Raw genomic sequence first — 17,273 nt, forward strand, 5'->3', positions numbered from 1 at the left:
GGCCTCTCCGCGCGGGTCATTCGGCAGTGATCCGGACCAGCCACAGCACGACCAGCGCCAGCAGCGCGGCCAGGGTCGCCAGGCCCAGGTGGCCCAGCCCGCAGGCCACGCCGATGGCCCCCGCCAGCCACATCCCGGCGCCGGTGGTCAGCCCCTTGACATCATTTCCGGAGGTAAAGATCGTCCCGGCCGCCAGGAAGGCGACGCCGGCGGTGACTGCCTCGATCACCCGGATCGGATCCTTGCGGATCGAATCGTCATCGGCCAGCGGGTTCATCAGCAGGCCCAGCATGATCAGGGTAAACAGGCAGGCTGCGAGGGCGATCATGATATGGGTGCGCAGGCCTGCCTGCTTTCGCTGGCGCTCGCGTTCATACCCGATGACCCCGCCCAGGATGACGGCGGCCACCAGCCGCAGAATGGTCACATCCCAGCCCAATCCCGGCACAGGGGTTTCGAACTGGGCGCGAAGCATCTCGTACATGGCGGCTTTCCTCCGGTTTGGGCCTGGCCTCCGGTTTGGGCCTGGTGGAACACAAACGCCCCGGCGCGGCTGGGGTTTCACGGCAGATCGCACGGGACTGGCAACCGCAGGGGTCAACGCATGACAGGAGCGACGCCATGACCGAATGGATCCTCTCCATCCAGGGGACAGAGGCCGGGCACCGCGCGGCGCTCTACCTCGCGCTGACGGCGGCGGTGCTGCATGCGCTGTTCGGCTCGTTGCAGAAGGGGCGGATCGATCCGTGGATCTCGCGCGGGGCGGTGGATTTCTGGCTGGTGGTGCTGGCGCTGCCTATCGCGCTCTTCGTCGTGCCCTGGCCGCGGGGCGGTGAATGGCTGTTGCTGGCGGGCACGCTGCCGATCCATTTCGTCTACAAGCTCGGCCAGGCCTATGCCTACACCCGGGGCGCCTTTACCGTGGTCTATCCGGTGGTGCGCGGCACCGGCCCGATCTTTACCGTGATCGGCGCGGGCCTGATCTTTCACGAGGCCTTCACCCTCATGCAATGGCTGGGCGTTGGGCTGCTGGTGTCGGGGATCTTCGGCCTTGCGCTCTACAATTGGCGCAACCTGACCGAAGGCCGCGAAACCCTGGCCGCCGCACTGATGCTGGCGGTGTTCACCGGTGCGATGGTGGCGATCTACACAACCTACGATGCCTATGCGATCCGCAACACGGTGAACCCCTTCACCTTCCTCGCGTGGTTCTTCGTCATCGCCGATCTGGATTTCCCGATCATCGCCTGGCTGCGTTGGCGCCGGATGGATCCTGCACAGCGCCCCGATCCGCGAGGGGTGATGCGGCTGGGCCTGTTCGGCGCGCTGATCGCCTTTGGCTCCTTTGGTTTCGTCATGCTGGCCACCCGCCTCGACAAGGTCGGAGAGGCCGCCGTCCTGCGCGAGACCTCGACCGTCTTCGCGGCGCTGATCGGATGGCTGATCCTCAAGGAAACGGTCGGCCCCCGGCGCATCGCTTTGATGAGCTTGATCGCCGTGGGGGCCGTGGTAGTTGAAATGGGGGGCTGACCCCCGCGAGCGAAGCAAGGAATGAGCAAAGTGCGAGACCCCGCAAAAATTCACCCGGCTGTGAAACTGGGCCTGGAACTTGGCCCGATCGTTCTGTTCTTCGTCGCCTATCTGGCGCTGAAGGACCGTGTCTTCACCATCGCGGGCGCGGAGTATGACGGGTTCATCCTCGTCACCGCAGCCTTCATCCCGCTGATCCTGCTGTCGACCTTTTTCCTGTGGCGGCTGACCGGGAAATTGTCGCGGATGCAGGTGGTGACGGCGGTGCTGGTCACGGTGTTCGGCGGGCTTTCGGTCTGGCTGAACGACGACCGCTTCTTCAAGATGAAGCCGACGCTGATCTACCTGGTCTTCGGCGGCGCCCTGGGCCTGGGACTGCTGCGCGGGCAAAGCTGGTTGAAGTTGGTGATGGAGGAGATGATGCCGCTGCGCCATGAGGGCTGGATGAAGCTGACCCGTCGGCTTTGTGCCTTCTTTCTGGCGCTGGCGGTGCTGAACGAATTGATCTGGCGCACGCAGACCACGGAAATCTGGGTCTATTTCAAGACCTTCGGCCTGTCCGCCGCCGTTTTTGCGTTCTTCATGACCCAGGGGCGCCTGTTCACCGATTACGCGATCGAGGATCCCGAGCACGGCAAAGACAGCCCCGCCGGCTAAGCCTTCGTCTTCGCCGGATAGGCCAGGGCCGTATCGGGCGAAGATCGCGTGGCGTGCAGCGGCCCTATGTCTTCGCCAATGGCCTCTCCCGGTCCGGCCGCACCCCCTTTCTTGGTGCTGCGCGACATGCTCTACTCCGGTGGGGAAATCGGGGGGGACCGCATGGGATTTCGCAGAAAAACGGCGCTGTCTCTGGCGCTCGTCCTGGCCGTCGGTGGCTGGGGCGGGGGCACGCTTGCCGATATGGCGCCGCGTACCCTGCCGTACCCTGGGCCGGGCCTCGGCCCCGACCTCCTGCCCGACCTCGGGCCCGCGCCTGCCTTCGCGGACCCGGATCCGGCGCGGGTCGCTCTGGGGCAATTGCTGTTCTACGACCCGATCCTGTCGGGCAATCGCAACACCTCCTGCGCGACCTGCCACCATCCGCGGTTCGGCACCTCAGACGGGGTGTCGCTGGCTTTGGGGGAGGGCGGGCGCGGGCTGGGCCCCGACCGCGCGATTGATCCCGGGAACCCGCCCGAGGAGCGCGTGCCGCGCAATGCCCCGGCGCTGTGGAACCTGGGTGCGGCGCAATTCACCCGGTTCTTCCACGACGGCCGCCTGGAGGACGATGCCACCCAGCCCGGCGGCATCCGCACGCCGCTGGGCGCCGACATGGTGGCGGGGTTTCAGAACGCGCTGGCGGCGCAGGCGATGTTCCCGGTCCTGTCGGGCGACGAGATGGCGGGCCATTACGCGGAAAACGACGTGGCGCAGGCGGTGCGGCAGGGGATGCTGTCCCAACCCGGCGGCGCCTGGGACATCATCGCCAGCCGCGTCGCGGCGATCCCCGAATACAGCGCCGCGTTCGAGCGGATCGCGCCGGGCGTGCCGGTCACCTTTGCGGGCATCGCCAACGTGATCGCCGATTTCATCGCCGTGGAATGGCGCGCCGATGACAGCCCGTTCGACCGGATGATGCGCGGGCAGGGACGCTTGGACCGGCGGGCGCAGGCGGGGATGGACCTGTTCTATGGCTCCGCCGGCTGCGGCGCCTGTCATTCCGGCTGGTTCCAGACCGACCACGCCTTTCACCCCATTGCCATGCCCCAGATCGGCCCCGGAAAATCCGCGCGGTTCGAATCCCATCACCGGGACGAGGGGCGGATGCGGGTCACTGGCGATCCCGGCGATGCCTATGCGTTCCGCACGCCGTCGCTGCGCAATGTGGCGCTGACGGCGCCCTATGGGCATGACGGCGCGTTTGCCACGTTGGAGGGGGTCGTGCGCCATCACCTGGACCCGGTTGCCAGCCTGCGCGACCATGATCCGGCGCAGGCGGTGCTGCCTGAGTTGCCCGGCGCGCGCGATTTTCTGGCCCATTCCGATGGCGATGAACAAGCCCGCATCGCCGCCGCCAACGTTCTGCCGCCGCAGGATCTTTCCGATGCGGAGGTGGCGCAGATCCTGGCATTCCTGCACGCGCTTACCGACCGGGCCGAACGGCTGGGCGTGCCGGATCACGTGCCCAGCGGCCTGCCGGTGGATCGTTAGGTCAGGGCGTGGCTTCAGGGCGCAGGGTCACGCGCTGATCGGCCGCCAGGGTGCGCCAGGCGCCAACCCGGCCACCGGGCCAGATTACCCGCAGCCGCACCTGCCGCGCCGGCCCCAGGCCGAAATGCTGTGGCCCGGCCATGCCGCCCGCGTGGCCTCCGCCCAGCGTGACTTCCCGCGTCTGGCGCTGGCCGTTGGCCTCCACCTCGACAAAGGCGCCGATGGCGGCGGTGTTGGGGCCGGGGGCGGCCAGGTCGACCAGCAGCCAGTGCCCCGGCGCGCCGGAGTTCTGCCAGACCTCCAGCGCGGCGCGGCGGTTCACCACCGCCAGGTCCAGCGCCCCGTCCAGGTTCAGATCGCCCAGCACTGCGCCACGCCCGCGCGCCATCGAGGCGACGCCGGCCTGCACCGCGCGTTCGACAAAGCTGCCGTCGGCCTGTTGCAGCAACAGCGAATTGGGATCGCGCATCGCCGCGTCGGGCATCTGTTCCACGTTGCCTTTGGCGACAAAGATGTCGTCCCGACCGTCGTTGTTCACATCGCCAAAGGCCGCGTGCCAGCCGGTGGAAGGGCGTCCGTCCCCGCCCGTGTGGGGCCTGTGCGCGGTGGTGCCCCGTGCATAGGTTGCATCGCGCCAGACCGGCCCCCCGGCCGCCGGGTCGAAGATCTGGAATTTCTGGTCGCCCATGGAGGTCAGGTAGACCTCCGGGTAGCCGTCCCCGGTCACATCGCGCGACGCGATGCCCATGCCCCAGAGGCTGTAGCGCTGCCAGCCCTCGGCTTCGGTGAACAGGCGCGGTTGATCCTCCATCGCCCACATCTGTTCCTGCCCGTCACGGACAAAGTAATGCCGGTCATTGCTGACCCTCAGATCGGCGCGACCGTCGCGGTTCCAGTCGGAAAACAGCATCGACAGCGCGCAGAACCCCGGCCGCAGCCGCACGGGTGGGGCGTAGCACGTGCCGGTGGCATCGGGCCGGACCAGCCGGGTGTCGTCGCATGTGCCAAAGGGGCCGTCGGGGTCCGCGCGGTCCACATAGGTGCCGAAGGCGAGGGTGGGCAACGCCTGGCCTGCCTCCCAGGTCGCAGAAAAGGCGGTGGTCCAGGCCTCCCCACCGGCAAAGCCAAGGTCGGCAAACAATGCGAAGCTGCAATCGCCCAGGCCGCGCATCAGCATGTCCCGCCCGGCACGCAGGATCGCCAGGTCGGTCAGCCCGTCGCCGTCGATGTCGATAGGGTAGGCGCCGGTCACGCCAGTCAGGGCCAGTGCCTTCGGCGTGTCGACGCGAAACGACAGCGCGCCGCCCGGTGCGGGCGTGGTGTTGCGCAGCAATTGCGCCGGGTTGGCTCCGCCCGCGGCAAAGAGCTCGGGCAGGGCGTCGCCGTTGCAATCCAGCGCCGCCAGCCCACCGCCGACGAAATGCGTCCAGCCGCCCGCATAGACGTGATCGGGCGCGGCCACCGGGGCGAAATGCGGCACCTGCGGCGCTTGTGCGGCGGGGGCCTCCTGCGCGAAGACGGGGGGTGGCGGGCACGTGACCACCGCGCCCATGGCCAGCAGGGCGGGCACGGCCAGGTCCAGCAGCGCCCGCGCCGGGCGGCCCCTGCGGCGCGGGGGGCAGGGCGGACGGTCATGCGGCATGGGAGGGCATCCCCTTGATATGCAGGATCGACACCTGTTCGATCGCATGGGCTGACGCCCCGCGCGCCCACATCAGATCCCCCCAATTGTGCACCCGGATATCGGGCAGCGGCGCGTTGACATGCGCGGTGGAGCGGCTGATCTGTTCCAGCACCTTGTCCGAATACAGATGGGCAAAACCGGTCTGCGCCCCGGCCAGAATGATCCGGCGCGGATCGAAGATGTTGATCAGGTTGGCAAGGCCCATGGCGAACATCTGGCCGGCGCGGTCCAGCACCGATTGCGCCAGCCGGTCGCCGGCCCGGGCGCGCGCTGTCACCTCGGCCACGGTGCGGGGACGGTTTTCCGGCTCCCCGGTGGAGGCCTCCCGGATCAGGGCGTAATCGCCGACATAGGCCTCCAGGCAGCCGCGCTGGCCGCATTGGCACAAGGCACCCTCGATCTGGACCTTGGTATGTCCGAATTCCGCGCCGCACCCCCTGTCGCCGCGATAGATCTGGCCGTTCATGATGATCCCCAGGCCCACGCCGTGTTCGACGGTGACCACCAGGAAATTGTCCACGTCGCGGCCTTCGCCGAACAATTGCTCGGCCTTGGCGACCAGGTTGGCATCATTCTCCAGGAAGACGGGGCAGGGCAGGCTGTCGCGGAGCAGTGGCGCCAGGTCGTGGTCATGCCCGGCCAGGGAGGAGGACCAATGCACGTAGTTGCGCGTCGCATCCACCTGACCGGCCAGGCCGACCGAAATCCCGGTCAGGTCGGTCAGCGCCAGCCCGCCGGCGGTGCAGGCCCCTTCGATGGCGCGCCGCAGCGCCGCGACCAGATCCGGCGGTTCCATGCATGAGGCGGCGAGGTTCAGGACGTGGTTGGCCAGTTCGGTCCCCTCGAAATCCGCGATCAGCACAGAAATCGTGTGACGGGAGATCTTCACCCCGGCCACAGGATAGACCCCGCCGCGCAGCTTCAGCATCACGCGCGGCCGCCCGCGCCGCCCGGCGCCGGGCGCATCGGGGAAGGGCACTTCGCGGATCAGCCCCTTGTCCAGCATGTCGGCGGTCACGGTGGTGACTGTGGCCGGGCTGGTGCTGGCCAAGGCAGCGATCTCCTTGCGGGCGATCCCGTCGGAGGCACGGATGATGTCCAGAATGCGCAGCCGGGTCTGCGCCCTGGCATCCATTGTCAATGCGTCGCGGATCGTATCCATCGGCGCGGTCTCCCCCTCCTGTCACTCTCTGCCGGGCAGGGTAGCGCGGTGGGGCAGGCTTGGGAATGTTTTAATTTTGATACTAAAATAAAGAATGCTAAGACTTGAGGAAGCCGCACCGAATCGATGTGTGGCCGTGTAGGGAGGAAACACGAAATGACGAAACTGCTCAGGATGAGTGTGGCCGCAGCGCTGCTGGGTTCGGCCGCCTATGCCGATGACGTGACCGTCGGTGTCAGCTGGTCGAACTTCCAGGAAGAACGTTGGAAAACCGACGAGGCCGCGATTGTCGGCGCCCTGGAGGACGGCGGCGCCAGCTATATTTCCGCCGATGCGCAATCTTCCTCCAGCAAGCAGCTGTCGGATATCGAAAGTCTGATCGCCCAGGGCGCCGACGTGCTGATCGTGCTGGCTCAGGACACGCAGGCCATCGGCCCCGCCGTTCAGGCCGCCGCGGACGAGGGCATCCCCGTGATCGCCTATGACCGCCTGATCGAGGACGACCGGGCCTTCTACCTGACCTTCGACAACGTCGAAGTCGGCCGGATGCAGGCCCGCGCCGTGCTGGAGGCCGCGCCCACGGGCAATTACGTGATGATCAAGGGCTCTCCCACCGATCCGAACGCGGACTTCCTGCGCGGCGGGCAGCAGGAAGTGCTGCAAGACGCGATCGACGCGGGGGACATCACCATCGTGGGCGAGGCCTATACAGACGGCTGGCTGCCCGCCAATGCACAGCGCAACATGGAGCAGATCCTGACCGCGCAGGACAATGCGGTGGATGCGGTCGTGGCCTCCAACGACGGCACGGCAGGCGGCGCGGTTGCCGCGCTGACGGCACAGGGCATGGACGGTATCCCCGTCTCCGGACAGGACGGCGATCACGCTGCGCTGAACCGGGTGGCCAAGGGCACGCAGACCGTTTCCGTCTGGAAAGACGCCCGTGACCTGGGCCGCGCGGCGGGTGAAATCGCCATGACCCTGGCCGAAGGTGGCGAGATCGAGGACAGCGTGGAATGGACTTCCCCCTCCGGGACGAAGATGCAGGCGCGGTTCCTGTCGCCCGTACCCGTGACGGCCGACAACCTGTCCGCCGTGGTCGATGCCGGCTGGATCACCCAGGACGCCCTGTGCCAGGGCGTGTCCGACGGTCCGGCCCCTTGCAACTGATCGCATCCCGGCGATCCCGGCCATCGCGCCGGGGTCGCCACCTGGAAGTTTCGCGCTGACACGAGGAGGTCCGACATGACCGACACCACGTCTCAGCCAATCCCCGCAAAGTCGGCAGGTGGCCTGTTCCGGAAGCTGGAACTGGATACCCGTCTGCTGGGCATGATTGGCGCATTCGTCATCCTGTGTATCGGGTTCAACATCCTGACGGATGGCCGTTTCCTGACCCCCCGGAACATCTTCAACCTGACAATTCAGTCGGTGTCCGTGGCCATCATGGCCTGCGGCATGGTCTTCGTCATCGTCAACCGCCACATCGACCTGTCGGTGGGCGCGTTGCTGGCGACCACATCCGCCGTGATGGCGATGCTGCAAACGCAGATTCTGCCGCATGGGCTGGGCCTTGGGCTGGGTCATCCGGCGATCTGGATCCTGGCGGTGCTGGGCGGGCTGATCGTCGGTACGCTGATCGGCGCCTTCCAGGGCTGGATGATCGGCTACCTGACCATCCCCGCCTTCATCGTGACGCTGGGCGGGTTCCTGGTCTGGCGCAACGTCGCCTGGTATCTGACCGCCGGTCAGACCATCGGCCCGCTGGACGATACCTTCATGATCTTCGGCGGCATCAACGGCACTCTCGGCGCCTGGTGGAGCTGGGCCTTCGCCGCACTGGCCTGTGTCGCGGGGATCGCCGCGCAATGGCGCGGGCGGCGCGGAAAGGCGGCGCATGGCTTTCCGGTGAAACCCTTCTGGGCGGAAACCACGATGTCCGTGCTGATGGTCGCCGCCATCGGCGGGTTCATCGCCGTGCTGAACGCCTATACCGTCCCCACCCGCCGGCTGGAACGGATGTTCGAGGCGCGCGGCGAAATCATGCCCGAGGGGCTGAGTGTGGGCTACGGGCTGCCGATCTCGGTGCTGATCCTGATCACTGTCGCCGTGGCGCTGACCGTGGTGGCGCGCAAGACGCGGCTGGGCCGCTACATCTACGCCACCGGCGGCAATCCCGACGCGGCGGAGTTGTCGGGCATCAACACCCGCCGCCTGACGGTCAAGATCTTCGCCCTGATGGGGTTTCTCTGTGCGCTGTCGGCGGTCGTGGCTTCGGCCCGGCTGGCCAACCATTCCAACGACATCGGCACCCTGGACGAGCTGCGGGTGATCGCCGCCGCCGTGATCGGGGGCACCGCGCTGTCGGGCGGGTTCGGCACGATCTACGGCGCCATCCTGGGCGCGCTGATCATGCAGGCGCTGCAATCGGGCATGGCCATGGTCGGCGTCGATGCGCCGTTCCAGAACATCGTCGTGGGCAGCGTGCTGGTGCTGGCCGTGCTGATCGACATCCTGTACCGCAAGCGACTGGGGGCGAAATGATGGCCGACACCGTGACCCGAACCGCCGCCGCCCGTCGCGCCGCAGGGGAAACGCCGCTGGTGGAGATGCGCAACATCTCCATCTCCTTCGGGGGGATCAAGGCGGTCGATGACGTCTCTGTCGATCTGCACCCCGGCGAGGTCGTGGGCCTGCTGGGCCATAACGGCGCCGGGAAATCCACCCTGATCAAGATCCTGTCAGGGGCCTATCACATGGACGAGGGGCAGATCCTGATCGACGGCCAGCCGGTGCGCATCGAAAACCCCCGCGACGCCCGTGCCAACAACATCGAGACGATCTACCAGACACTGGCGCTGGCCGATAACCTGGACGCGGCTTCCAACCTCTTTCTGGGGCGGGAGCTGACCACGGGGCTGGGCCTGATCGACGATTCCGCGATGGAGGCGGAATGCCGCAAGATCATGGGCCGGCTGAACCCCAATTTCCAGAAGTTCAGCGAACCGGTATCCGCCCTGTCGGGCGGACAGCGGCAATCGGTGGCGATCGCGCGGGCGGTCTATTTCAACGCCCGCATCCTGATCATGGACGAACCCACCGCCGCGCTGGGCCCGCACGAAACGCAGATGGTGGCCGAACTGATCCAGCAGCTGAAGGCGCAGGGGATCGGCATCTTCCTGATCGACCACGATGTGCATTCGGTGATGAACCTCTGTGATCGGGCATCGGTGATGAAGAACGGCGCGCTGGTCGGCACGGTGCAGGTGGATCAGGTCACCGATGACGATCTGCTGTCGATGATCATTCTGGGCAAACGGCCCGGCGAGACGAAAGAACAAGGACAAGACACATGAGCACAGGCTTTTTCGACGGCATCGCCCCGATCACATTCCAGGGCCGCGATGGCACCGATCCGCTGGCCTACCGCCACTACGACCCCGAGGAGGTCGTGCTGGGCAAGCGGATGGAGGACCACCTGCGGTTCGCCGTGGCCTATTGGCACAGCTTTGCCTGGGAGGGGGGCGACCCCTTCGGCGGGCAGACCTTTGTCCGGCCCTGGCATCCGCAGGACGACATGGGCCGCGCCCGGATGAAGGCCGATGTCGCCTTCGAGATGTTCGACCTGTTGGGCGTGCCCTATTTCTGCTGGCACGATCTGGACCTGCGGCCTGAACAGGGCTCCTTTGCCGCCAATCGCGACACGCTGAACGAGATTACCGATTACCTGGGCGAGAAGATGCAGGGCAATAAGACTCAGCTGCTGTGGGGCACCGCCAACATGTTCACCGACCGCCGCTGGATGGGCGGCGCATCGACCAACCCGGATCCGGATGTCTTTGCCTTTGCCGCCGCGACGGTGAAATCCTGCATGGACGCCACGCACAAGCTGGGTGGGCAGAACTATGTTCTCTGGGGTGGGCGCGAGGGCTATGAGACCCTACTGAACACCGACATGGGGGCCGAGCTGGACCATATGGGCCGGTTCCTTTCCATGGTTGTGGAGTACAAGCACAAGATCGGCTTCAAGGGGCAGATCCTGGTGGAGCCGAAGCCGCAGGAGCCGTCCAAGCATCAATATGATTTCGACGTCGCCACCTGCATCGGCTTCCTGCGCAAATACGGGCTGGAGAGCGAGGTGAAGCTGAACATCGAGCAGGGCCACGCCATCCTGGCCGGCCACAGTTTCGAGCACGAGCTGGCCCTTGCGGTCAGCGAGGGGATGTTGGGCTCCATCGACATGAACCGGAACGATTACCAATCCGGCTGGGACACCGATCAGTTCCCCAACAACGTGCCGGAGGTGGCGCTGGCCTATTATCACATCCTGAAGGGCGGCGGGTTCACACAGGGTGGCACCAATTTCGACGCCAAGCTGCGGCGCCAGTCGATCGACGCCGAAGATCTGATCGCGGCCCATGTGGGCGGCATGGATGTCTGCGCGCGCGGCCTGAAAGCCGCCGCAGCGATGATCGAGGACGGCGGCCTGGATGCCGCCTTGGCCGAACGTTACGCCGGGTGGGACACGGCCGAGGCGAAGGCGATGCTGGACAGCGACCTGGCCACCATCGCCCAGCGGGTAGAGCGGGAGGGCATCGCGCCCCAGCCCCGCTCCGGCCGTCAGGAGATCCTGGAGAACTACGTCAACCGCTTCGTCTGAGGGGCGGTCCGGGCCAAGGCCGGAAGCTAAGGTCAAAGACCGGGGTCAAGGTCAGGAAAGGGGGCGTCCGTCGCGGGCGCGCCCTTTCACGTTCTGGCCCGTCGCGGGTGCCTTCAACGTGGCCCGTCGCGCCATCCACCGCGGTGGATGGCCAGGGCGATCACACAGCCATAGACCAGCATCGCACAGGCGATGGCGGCAAAGACCCCGCGTAGGCCCAGACCCGCCTGGCCCGACAGGATCAGCGCCCCGGCCAGTGCCACGACGACGCGGCACAGGCTGCTGATCACGGGCCACAGCATCCGCCCCGCCCCCTGCGAGGCGAAATACAGGGCCAGCCCCAGCCCGAAGAACGGATAGAACGGTCCTACCGTGCGGAAATAGCTGCGCCCCGCGTCCAGCGCAGCGGTGTTCGACGGCTCCAGGAACATGCCCAGCCACAGGTCCGGCCACAGGGCCAGCAGCGCGCCGATGCCGCCTACGATGACTGCCGCCGCGCCCGCGCCGGTCCAGGCGACGCGCAGCGCCCGTTCGGCCTGTCCGGCGCCGATATTGGCGCCCACCATGGCTGTCATCGCCGCCCCGATGCCGAAGATCACCGGGATCATCAGGAACTCCAGCCGCGCCCCCAGCCCGTAGCCGGCCAGCGCACCCTCGCCGAACCGCCCGACGAGGCCGGTCATCATGATGATCGTGCCGGCGGTCAGCACCGTGTTGATCGCCGCCATGGATCCCACGCCCAGAATGTCGCGAAACATGCCGCGATCCAGCCGCCGCAATGCTCCGCCGAAAGACAGGCCGGTCCGGCCCGAGACGATGTAGCTGATGGCGACGCAGGCCCCGATGCCAAACGCCGTGACCAGACCCAGCCCCAACCCGGCCATGCCAAGCGCCGGTAACGGCCCCCAGCCCAGGGCAAAGCCGCCTGACAGGGTGATCGAAAACATCGAAACCACCAGCAACAGCACCGAGGGCGTACGCATGTCTCCCGTGCCGCGAATGACGCTGAGCGAGGCATTGCACAGCCACACCGCCACGCAGCCGGGAAAGAACACCAGCGCATAGCTGTGCGCCTGGGCCACCGCCTCACCGCTGCCGCCCAGCATGCGGAAGAACGCCGTGCCCAGCAGCCCGACCATCACCGCCAGCACCGCCGCCAGGGTGACCGCGATGATCCAGGCCGCCACCACCAGAGAGGCCGCCCGCGCCTCGTCCGCCGCCCCGAGTGCCCGCGCGACCGAGGCCGAGATCGCGCCGCCGATCGCTCCGGTGGACAGCATCTGCGTCAGCATCACCAGCGGAAACACCAGCGCCAGCCCGGCCAGCGCGGTCACGCCCAGCTGGCTGGCGAAATAGGCCTCGGCGATGCTTTGGGCCGATTGCACGAACATGGCCAGTACGTTGGGCGCCGCCAGACGGGCCAGCGTGGGGCCGATCGGGGCCTCCAGAAGCTGACGGGTCCGCGTCGCCCGCGCATGGGCCGCCGCCGCGGCGGAGGGCCCGAGCGGCGGATCCTGCGGCGGCAGGGTGGCGGCGGTGGGCGGAACCGGGCCGGGCAGGGTCATCCGTGGCACCCCCATCGTGTCGGGCGGTGCCACGTCGCCGCCACCCGGTGGTCGCGCGCTCTGTCCCTCTTTGTCATGTCCTGCCCCCTCCCGATTGGCTTTTCTGCACGCCCGGCGGAACCGTGGGCGTGGATACGTTCCGTTTTGGAACGCTTTTTGGGTAAGTTCTCTTTCAGAACCTGTCAATCCCGGCTATGCTGCCGCCATGAAATGGAACAACCTGCAATCCGAAGCCTGCCCCGTCGCCCGTGGTCTCTCCGTGATTGGCGATCGCTGGACCCTCCTGGTGCTGCGCGATTGCTTCATGGGGGTTCGACGGTTCGAGCAGATGCAGGAGCGGCTGGGGATCACCCGCCATGTTCTGGCCGACCGGCTGCGCAAGCTGGAGGCGGCCGGCGTGTTGCGGCGGGAACTGTACCAGCGCCATCCCCCGCGCCACGAATACCGCCTGACCGACCGGGGGAAGGCCTTCTACCCGGTGCTGGTCACCCTCATCGACTGGGCGAACACCCATGTGCCGCCGCCGGGGGCGCCCTCGGTCACGCTGGTCTCCCGCGAGACGCGCGACCCCATCTCGCCGATGCTGGTCGACGCGAAGACCGGGGCTCAGATCACCCACCGGACCGTGCGAGCCGTGCCGACGGAATGATGTGGCGGTCGCCGCGCGCGGGGCTGTGACGGTGCGTTCATGGTCGGCGCACCGGAGCGATGCGCGGTGTGGCGCGAGGTTGCAGGGCGTCCCTCGGGGCGCCCTTTTCGCATGGCGGCGATTCATCCGCAGGGGGTAGGGTGCCCTTTGCACGTGCAGCATCTGTTACGGCCTGAATAACAGCGCGGCGCGGCGGTGGCCTGTCGGCGCGCCGCAAGAATTCAAAAGTTTCATTTTACCACAATGAGTTGCGACAAAACGTTTTGCGCGCTGCGGCGAGGGTCGTTGACAGGGGCTTGGCCGGTGTTTCAATATCGTATTGTGTGTTACACAGACCGAAACAGCCTTGTTTCCACTCTGGGAGGAGAACCCGATGAAACATTTTCTTCTGACGACCGCGCTGGTCTGCGCGATGCCGGCCGCGGCGCTGGCGCAGGATGTCACGATCAAGATGGGGCATGCGGCCTCGTCCAAGCATATCTTTCATACCGGCCTTGAACTCTTTGCCGAGAAGGTCGCCGCGCGCACCGAAGGTCGCGTCGCGGTCGAGGTCTACGGTGACCGCCAGCTTGGCGATGACAAGGAGCTGCTGGAGGGGCTGCAAATCGGCCTGATCGACGGCGCGCTGGTATCTTCGGCCACGCTGCCGCTGGTGCTGAACGCTGCCGCATTCGACGCGCTGCAACTGCCGTTCACCGTGGGCGAATACGACCAGATCAGCGCGGTCCTGACGTCGGATCTGGGGGACCGCCTGCTGGATACGCTGGCCGAGAAGTCGATCAAGGGGCTGGGCTTCATCGAAGCGGGGCAGCGCCATTTCCTGACCGCTGGAGACGCGGTTGCCAGCACCGCCGATTTCGAGGGGCTGAAAACCCGCATCGTGCCGATTCCGCTGCACAAGGCAACCTGGACCTCCATCGGGGTGAACCCCATCGGCATGGCCTATGGCGAGGTCTATTCCGCCCTGGAGACCGGCACGATCGACGCGGTGGAGATCAACCTGTCCTCCATCCAGAGCGAAAGCCTGTATGACGCCGCCAGCAACGTGACGCTGACCGGTCATTATTTCTGGCCCGGTGTCATCATGCTGTCCGACGCCGTCTGGTCGCGGCTGAGCGCCGAGGATCAGGAGGCCATGATCGCCGCCGGGCACGAGGCGACCTCAGAAGCCTATGCCATGGCCGCCGCGCAGGAGGCCGATACCATTGCTTTCCTCGAAGGGCACGGCGTGACGATCAGCGAATTGTCCGACCTGGAGGTGATGCAGGAGAAGACCGCGCAGGTGGTCGAGGACTGGAAAGCCAAGGATCCGCTGATCGCCGAGATCATCGCGGCCTTCGGCGCGGGCAGCTGACCATGGGCGCGCCTTCGGTCTATCGCTGGACGGACCTCCCCCGGGAGGACGTCCGGCCGGGCGTCTCCCGCACCGCGTTCCGCGGCGACGGGGCGCTGATGGTAATGAACTGGCTGGAACCGGGGATGGAGAAGAAACCCCATTCCCATCCGTTCGAACAGCTGGCCTATATCCTGCAGGGGCGGGTCCGGTTCGAGATCGGCGACGATGTCGTCGAGGTCGGCGCCGGAGAGGTCGTGCGCATCCCCCCCGACGTCGTCCATTGCGGCGAGGCACTGGGAGAGGAGACGGCGGTGAACCTGGACATCTTCGGGCCGCCCCGCGACGATTACCTGCACCTGACGGAGTACCAGGAGAAGGATTTCGCCTGAACCGCGCGGCGGGGCCGGGTGGCCCCGTCGCCCCCCCCCGCCTGATTCAGACCTGATCCGGCCGCAAGTCCTCCGCATTCCCACCCTCGCCCCGCAAAAAGGGCGCGGGCCGGTGGTCCGGACGGTCCCGGTGTCCCGGATCCGCCCCCGCCCCATGCAGGCCCTGACCGGCGCGCGCCCCCCGCGCGACCGGACCGGGGATCTCTGTCCCGTTCCGAGGCCCGGCCAAACCGCCCCGCCACACCCACACAAGGAGCCGCGAGATGAATGCCCCGTCCTTGCAACGCCCGTTCCGACTGGCCCTGCGCTGGCTGCTGATCACCCTGGTCGGCGCGCTGCTGGCCCTGATGACCGCGCAGATCGTGCTGCGCTACGGTTTCAACGCCTCGCTCCTGTGGGCCGAGGAAATGTGCCGTTACATGCTGATCTGGCTGGCCTTTCTTGCCGCCGTCCTGGCGTTCGAGCGGGGCGAGATCGCCGCGCTGGGGTTTCTGGGCTCTGCCCTGCCGCGGGTGCCGGCGCTGGTGCTGGCGATCGTCGTCGGCGGGCTGTCGCTGGCGCTGTGTCTGCTGCTGGTCAGCTACGGCCTGTACTACGCCGACCGGGCGGGAGGATCGCAGATCCCCGCCATCGGATTCATCCTCGAGGACATTTTCGGCGCCGAGGCCCCCGCTGCACCGTCACGGTTCTGGGTTTACCTGGCCCTGCCGGTGGGCATGGGGCTGATGGCGCTGAGGCTCATGGCCGACATGCTTCTGTGCGCACTGGCGATCCGTGACGGGCGCAGCCTGGCGCAGGTTCTTGACCGCACTCTGACGGAGGGGCTGCAATGACCCTGTATCTTCTGGCCTTCGTGATCTGCCTAGTCATCGGCATCCCGGTGGCGTTTTCCCTGGGCCTGGCCTCGGTCGCCTACCTGCTGGTCAATGATCAATGGCATCTGATGATCGGTTTTCCGCAAAAGATGATCGCGGGTATCGACAATTTCGTGCTGCTGACCATCCCGTTCTTCATCCTGGCCGGGAACCTGATGAATTCCGCCGACCTGACGCGGCAGATCGTCCGCTTTGCGCAGATGCTGGTGGGCCGGGTGCGCGGCGGGCTGGCGGTGGTGAATGTCGTGGCCTCCATGATGTTCTCCGGCGTGTCCGGCGCCGCCACGGCCGAGGCCTCGGCCATCGGGTCGGTGATGATCCCGGCGATGAAGCGCGACGGCTATTCGCCCGCCTATGCCGGGGCGCTTACGGCGGCCGGGTCGATCCTGGGGCCGCTGGTGCCGCCCTCTCTGTCGCTGATCCTGTATGGCGTGCTGACGGGCACCTCTATCTCGGACCTGTTCCTGGCGGGGATCGTGCCGGCCTTTGCCCTGTGCGGCCTGCTGATCTGCTACGCCTTGTGGCGCGCCCGGGTCGAGGACCACCCGCTGCCTGCCCCGGTCCCGCGCGAGGAACGCGCCGGGCTGGCCGTCAAGGCGCTGCCGGCGCTGTTCCTGCCGGTGATCATCGTCGGCGGCATCCGCAGCGGCGTCTTCACCCCGACCGAGGCGGCGGCCGTTGCCGCGCTTTATGCGCTGCTGATCGGTGGGCTGCTGTACCGGACGCTGAACGGCGGCAAGATCGCGCAGGCGTTCTACGACACGGCGACGATGACGGCAGGGGTGATGCTGATCGTGGCGATGGCCTCGATGACCGCGTTCATCCTGGGGATCGAGAACATCCCCCGCGCCATCGCCGCCACCCTGCGCGGCATCAGTGAAGAACCGTGGATCCTGATCCTGCTGCTGAACCTCGTGCTGCTGCTGCTGGGCCTGTTCCTGGAACCGCTGGCGGCGCTGGTGCTGGCGATGCCGATCCTGAACGAAGTCTATCCCCTGCTGGGCGTCGATTCCGTGCAATTCGGAGTGATGGTCGTGCTGAACCTGATGATCGGGATGATCACGCCGCCCGTGGGATTGTGCCTGTTCATCGTCGCCGCCATCGGCAAGCAGCCGCTGGAACGGGTGGCGCTGGCGATCCTGCCGATGATCGGTATCTGCCTGGCGGTGCTGTTGCTGGTGGCTTTCGTACCAATGCTGACGCTGGCCCTGCCGGCGCTGATGGGAGGCTGAC

General features: G+C 66.9%; 16 protein-coding genes. 12 read left to right on the forward strand and 4 right to left on the reverse strand.

All coding sequences use genetic code 11. The features are described from left to right. Positions 1–16: 16 nt before the first annotated feature. Positions 17–484, reverse strand: a complete 468-nt coding sequence (locus tag G5A46_RS10250) for an MgtC/SapB family protein (protein WP_163849303.1) — start codon at positions 482–484, stop codon at positions 17–19. Between the two features lie 137 nt (positions 485–621). Between G5A46_RS10250 and G5A46_RS10255 the strand changes: the two genes are divergently transcribed. From G5A46_RS10255 to G5A46_RS10265, 3 genes are all read left to right on the forward strand, one after another. Beyond that, positions 622–1,530 (forward strand): DMT family transporter, encoded by a 909-nt coding sequence (locus G5A46_RS10255; RefSeq protein WP_163849304.1) that lies wholly within the window; start codon positions 622–624, stop codon positions 1,528–1,530. A 21-nt stretch (positions 1,531–1,551) separates the two neighbouring features. Further along, positions 1,552–2,187 carry an inner membrane-spanning protein YciB gene (locus G5A46_RS10260; protein ID WP_163849305.1) on the forward strand — a complete coding sequence of 212 codons (636 nt, stop codon included), beginning with the start codon at positions 1,552–1,554 and terminating at the stop codon, positions 2,185–2,187. Between the two features lie 243 nt (positions 2,188–2,430). Next, positions 2,431–3,720: a cytochrome-c peroxidase gene (locus G5A46_RS10265; protein ID WP_163849974.1), complete on the forward strand. Its 1,290-nt coding sequence runs from the start codon at positions 2,431–2,433 to the stop codon at positions 3,718–3,720. Between the two features lies 1 nt (position 3,721). Here the strand turns inward: G5A46_RS10265 and G5A46_RS10270 are convergent, their stop codons facing one another. Both G5A46_RS10270 and G5A46_RS10275 read right to left on the reverse strand, forming a co-directional pair. After that, positions 3,722–5,272 (reverse strand): CRTAC1 family protein, encoded by a 1,551-nt coding sequence (locus G5A46_RS10270; protein WP_163849975.1) that lies wholly within the window; start codon positions 5,270–5,272, stop codon positions 3,722–3,724. 79 nt (positions 5,273–5,351) lie between these two features. Further along, positions 5,352–6,566, reverse strand: a complete 1,215-nt coding sequence (locus G5A46_RS10275) for an ROK family transcriptional regulator (protein ID WP_163849306.1) — start codon at positions 6,564–6,566, stop codon at positions 5,352–5,354. Positions 6,567–6,722: 156 nt separating this feature from the next. Between G5A46_RS10275 and xylF the strand changes: the two genes are divergently transcribed. The 4 genes from xylF (at position 6,723) to xylA (ending at position 11,226) form a co-directional block, all read left to right on the forward strand. Further along, positions 6,723–7,736, forward strand: a complete 1,014-nt coding sequence (gene xylF, locus G5A46_RS10280) for a D-xylose ABC transporter substrate-binding protein (RefSeq protein ID WP_163849307.1) — start codon at positions 6,723–6,725, stop codon at positions 7,734–7,736. 75 nt (positions 7,737–7,811) lie between these two features. Continuing rightward, positions 7,812–9,110: a sugar ABC transporter permease gene (locus tag G5A46_RS10285; RefSeq protein ID WP_163849308.1), complete on the forward strand. Its 1,299-nt coding sequence runs from the start codon at positions 7,812–7,814 to the stop codon at positions 9,108–9,110. After that, entirely contained in the window at positions 9,107–9,922 is an 816-nt protein-coding gene (locus G5A46_RS10290; protein ID WP_420821355.1) for an ATP-binding cassette domain-containing protein, read from the forward strand. Before G5A46_RS10285 ends, G5A46_RS10290 begins: the two co-directional genes overlap by 4 nt. Further along, positions 9,919–11,226 carry a xylose isomerase gene (gene xylA / locus G5A46_RS10295; protein ID WP_163849310.1) on the forward strand — a complete coding sequence of 436 codons (1,308 nt, stop codon included), beginning with the start codon at positions 9,919–9,921 and terminating at the stop codon, positions 11,224–11,226. The genes G5A46_RS10290 and xylA overlap by 4 nt, the downstream gene beginning before the upstream one ends. A 113-nt stretch (positions 11,227–11,339) precedes the next feature. Here xylA and G5A46_RS10300 read toward each other — a convergent pair whose 3' ends face one another. Beyond that, entirely contained in the window at positions 11,340–12,824 is a 1,485-nt protein-coding gene (locus tag G5A46_RS10300) for an MATE family efflux transporter (protein ID WP_239520729.1), read from the reverse strand. A gap of 172 nt (positions 12,825–12,996) precedes the next feature. Between G5A46_RS10300 and G5A46_RS10305 the strand changes: the two genes are divergently transcribed. From G5A46_RS10305 to G5A46_RS10325, 5 genes are all read left to right on the forward strand, one after another. After that, positions 12,997–13,440, forward strand: a complete 444-nt coding sequence (locus tag G5A46_RS10305; protein WP_163849311.1) for a winged helix-turn-helix transcriptional regulator — start codon at positions 12,997–12,999, stop codon at positions 13,438–13,440. A gap of 373 nt (positions 13,441–13,813) precedes the next feature. Beyond that, entirely contained in the window at positions 13,814–14,794 is a 981-nt protein-coding gene (locus G5A46_RS10310) for a TRAP transporter substrate-binding protein (protein ID WP_163849312.1), read from the forward strand. Between the two features lie 2 nt (positions 14,795–14,796). Further along, the gene (locus tag G5A46_RS10315) at positions 14,797–15,165 is read left to right on the forward strand and encodes a cupin domain-containing protein (protein WP_163849313.1); all 369 of its coding nucleotides are present in this window, start codon (positions 14,797–14,799) and stop codon (positions 15,163–15,165) included. A gap of 263 nt (positions 15,166–15,428) precedes the next feature. Next, positions 15,429–15,998 (forward strand): TRAP transporter small permease, encoded by a 570-nt coding sequence (locus G5A46_RS10320; protein ID WP_163849314.1) that lies wholly within the window; start codon positions 15,429–15,431, stop codon positions 15,996–15,998. Then, entirely contained in the window at positions 15,995–17,272 is a 1,278-nt protein-coding gene (locus G5A46_RS10325) for a TRAP transporter large permease (RefSeq protein ID WP_163849315.1), read from the forward strand. The genes G5A46_RS10320 and G5A46_RS10325 overlap by 4 nt, the downstream gene beginning before the upstream one ends. Position 17,273: the final 1 nt, after the last annotated feature.

The sequence above is a fragment of the Pseudooceanicola aestuarii genome, from assembly GCF_010614805.1.
Classification (GTDB): Bacteria; Pseudomonadota; Alphaproteobacteria; order Rhodobacterales; family Rhodobacteraceae; genus Pseudooceanicola; species Pseudooceanicola aestuarii.